Here is a 3,679-nt window from a genome sequence, read left to right as displayed (position 1 = left end):
CCACCCCCCTCAACGTCAGCCACGCCTTCCACTCCCCCCACATGAACCCCATCCTCGAAAAACTCCACCACACCGCCACACACCTCACCTACCACGAGTCCCGCATCAAGGCGGTCTCCACCGTGTCGGGTACGGCGGTGACCGCGAGGGAGTGGTCCTCGCCCGAATACTGGGTGGAACAGGTCCGCCGGCCGGTGCGCTTCCTCGATGCCGTTCGCTCGCTCGAAACCGCCGGCGTCACCGCGTTCGTGGAACTGGGGCCGGACGGCGTCTGTACGTCCATGGCCACCCAGGGCGTGACGGATCCGGACGGCAAACTGGCGGTGCCGCTGCTCCGAAGGGGCAAGCCCGAGGCGTCAACGCTGTTGACCGCCCTCGCCTCCCTCTTCGTCCGCGGGGCGGCGGTGGACTGGTCCGCGTACTTCGCCGGAACACGTGCGTGGCCCGTCCCCCTGCCGACGTACGCCTTCGACCGGGAGCGGTACTGGCTGCAGCCCTCGGCCGGCACCACCGGCACGGCCCCGTCCACCGGTGGGCACCCGCTCCTCGGCGCCCCGGTGAGGCTCGCCGGTAGCGCCGACACCGTCTTCACCCGTCGCGTCCCGCCGCTCGGTCACCCGATGCCCGCCCCGCACGAGGTGCTGGGCGCCGCCGTCCTGCCCGCGGCCGCGATCGTCGAGCTGGCCCTCCGCGCCGGCGACGAGATCGGCCGGCCGGGCCTGGCGGAACTCAGCATGCACGAGCCGCTCGTGCTCCCGGCCGAGGGCGGGCTCGAGTTGCAGGTGCGGGCAGGTGCGCCGGACGACGGAGGACCGGCGGCCCTGTCCGTGCACACGCGGCCGGAAGCCGACCCGGAGGCTCCATGGACCTTGCACGCTCAAGGTCTCTTCCTGCCCGTGGGCGCAGCCGGGGTGAGCCGTGACGCCGAACCGTCCGCCACGCCCGGCGAGGACACCCTCGTCCGTCTGCCGGAGGGTCTGGCGGACGAGGTGGCGAGCTACGGGATCCACCCGCACCTCCTCGACGAGGCGCTGGCCGGGCACGCCGTCGGCGCCGGGGCGGACGGCGCCGTGTCCGTGCCGGCCGAGTGGCGAGGCGTGCGGCTCCACGCCACCGGAGCCACCGCCGTACACGCCCGGATCACCGGCCTGGACAGCGGAGCCGTCGCCCTCACACTCCTCGACGCGACGGGCGCCCCGGTCGTCACGGCCGACTCGATCGCGTACCGGGACATCCCCGTGGAGCGGTTCCGGACCGTGAGCGACGATCCGGGCGAGGCCGTCTTCGAGGTCGGGTGGATTCCGGTGGCCGGGCCCGACGACGCGCCGTCGCTGCGCTGGGCCGTGCTGGGCTCGGGGGCAGAGGTGCTCTCGGGTCCCGAAGACCTCGGCGATGCCGAGCGGTTCAGCGATGTCGACGCGGTCGCCGGCAGTGCCGACCGGGTGGACGCGGTGGCCGTGCTGTGGTCCGTGGACCACAGCACGCGGACGGACACATCCGCGCACGACGGCACGGCGCGGGCACTCGACGTGCTGCGGGCATGGCTCGCGGACGAGCGCCTCCGACAGACGCCGCTGGTCGTGGTGACCCGGGGGGCCGTGGCGGCACTCGACGCGGAGGCACCGGACCCGGCCGGTGCCGCGCTGTGGGGTCTCGTTCGCTCGGCACGGTCCGAGCATCCGGGGCGCATCGTGCTGGTCGACTGCGAAGGACAGGTCTCCCAAAGGGAGTTGTCGGCGGTTCTGGCCGGTGGGGAGCACGAGGTGGCCCTGCGCCGGGGCACCGTGTTCGGGCCGCGGCTGCGGCGCATTCCCCCGGTGAGCACATCGGGCAGGGTGCCCTGGGCCGCCGAGGGGACCGTCCTCGTCACCGGGGGTACCGGTGCGCTCGGCGCGGATCTCTCCCGTCACCTGGTCGCCGAGCACGGAGCGCGGCGGCTCCTGCTTCTGGATCTCCCCGGCGAACAGAGCGCGCAGGCCGACGAGTTGGCCGCAGAGCTCACGCGGCTCGGCGCCGAGGTCACGATGACGTCCTGTGATGTGGCGGACCGCGGTGCTCTGGCCGCACTCCTCGCGGACCTTCCGCAGGACCGTCCGCTGTCCGCAGTGGTGCACGCCGCCGGTGCCCTGGACAACGGTCTCATCGAGACGTTGACACCGGAGCGTCTGCACACAGTGCTGCGGCCCAAGGTCGACGGCGCATGGAATCTGCACGAGTTGACCCGGGACATGGATCTGCGCGCGTTCGTGCTGTGCTCCTCCACGGTGGGTGTCTTCGGTGGCCCCGGCCAGTCCAACTATGCGGCGGCCAACGCCTTTCTGGACGCTCTCGCCCAGCACAGGCGAGCCCAGCACCGGCCCGGCCTCTCCATCGCCTGGGGACTGTGGGAGCCCGCCGGGGGCGGTGCCGGGCCGGCCGCCAAGGAGCTGGAGCGGTTCGTACGCAGCGGCTTCCTGCCCACGCCCCGGGCCCAGGGCCTGGCCCTGTTCGACAGGGCGCTCGCCGCTGACACGGCGGCGCTGGTCGCCACCCCGGTGAGCCTGGGCCACATCCGTGCCGGGGACCGTGTTCCTCCCCTGCTGCGTACCTTGGCGGGAGGCGGGGCGACCCGACGCGCCGCGCGGACGGCGGCCCCGGCCCAGGAGTCCCCGGCCGAGTCGGTGGCGGCGATGTCACCGGCCGACCGCAAGCAGTGGGCGCTGCTACTCGTGCGGGAGGAGCTGGCTTCCGTGCTCGGGCACCTGTCAGGTGCCGCCGTGGTGCCGGACCGCCCCTTCCAGGAGCTGGGCCTGGACTCCCTGACCGGTGTCGAGCTGCGCGACCGCCTGAACGCCGCCACCGGAATACGGCTGCCCGCGACCATGGTCTTCGACCATCCCACGCCGGGGGCTCTGGCCGCGTACGTGGAGGAGCGGCTGACGGCCCATGCGGGGAGCGCGGACGACGCGGCGGCCCTGGCCGAACTCGACCGGCTGGAGGCCACGCTCACCACCCGGCTCCGGGGCGAGGCGGCCCGTACGGAGATCACGGCCCGGCTCCGGTCCCTGATGGAGAAGCTCAACGCCCCCCACGCCGCCCCGGAAGCCCCGGAAGCCCCGGAAGCGGGCGAAGCCCTCACTTCGGCGTCGGCGGACGATCTCTTCCGTTTCATCGACTCCCAGCTCGGCAGATCAGCCGGCTGACCTCACTCGACCGCCTCTGCGCTTCTAGGAGAAACGACCCGTATGTCCAACGAAGAGAAGCTCGTCGAATACCTCAGGTGGGTAACGGCCGATCTCCACAAGGCGCAGCAGCGGCTTGCCGATCTGGAGTCCGGGGCCAGTGAGCCTGTCGCGATCGTGTCGATGGCCTGCCGCTTTCCGGGGGGAGTGACCTCCCCCGAGGACCTGTGGCAGCTGGTGGCCGACGGAGTGGACGGCATCACCGGCTTTCCCACCGACCGGGGCTGGGACCTCGACGGTCTCTACGATCCCGACCCGAACACGCCGGGTACCTCCTACACGCGTGAGGGCGGCTTTCTGCACGACGCGCCTCTGTTCGACGCGGGATTCTTCGGCATCTCGCCCCGTGAGGCGCAGGCGATGGACCCGCAGCAGCGGCTGCTGCTGGAGACGGCGTGGGAGACCTTCGAGCGGGCGGGCATCGATCCGGCGTCGCTGCGGGGCAGCCGCACCGGGGT

General features: G+C 72.7%; 2 protein-coding genes. Both read left to right on the top strand.

What is annotated here, in order from left to right:
• Positions 1-3,182 (top strand): SDR family NAD(P)-dependent oxidoreductase (locus ACGF2Y_RS36560; RefSeq protein WP_392956399.1); only part of this gene is annotated, 3,182 nt, incomplete at its 5' end.
• 42 nt (positions 3,183-3,224) lie between these two features.
• The coding region (locus ACGF2Y_RS36555) for a beta-ketoacyl synthase N-terminal-like domain-containing protein (RefSeq protein ID WP_392956397.1) at positions 3,225-3,679 on the top strand (455 nt) is incomplete at its 3' end.

The sequence above is a fragment of the Streptomyces sp. NPDC048142 genome (assembly GCF_043202835.1).
Lineage (GTDB): Bacteria > Actinomycetota > Actinomycetes > Streptomycetales > Streptomycetaceae > Streptomyces.
Note: the sequence above shows the minus strand (reverse complement) of the source record. Positions and strands in the feature narration are given on the sequence as shown.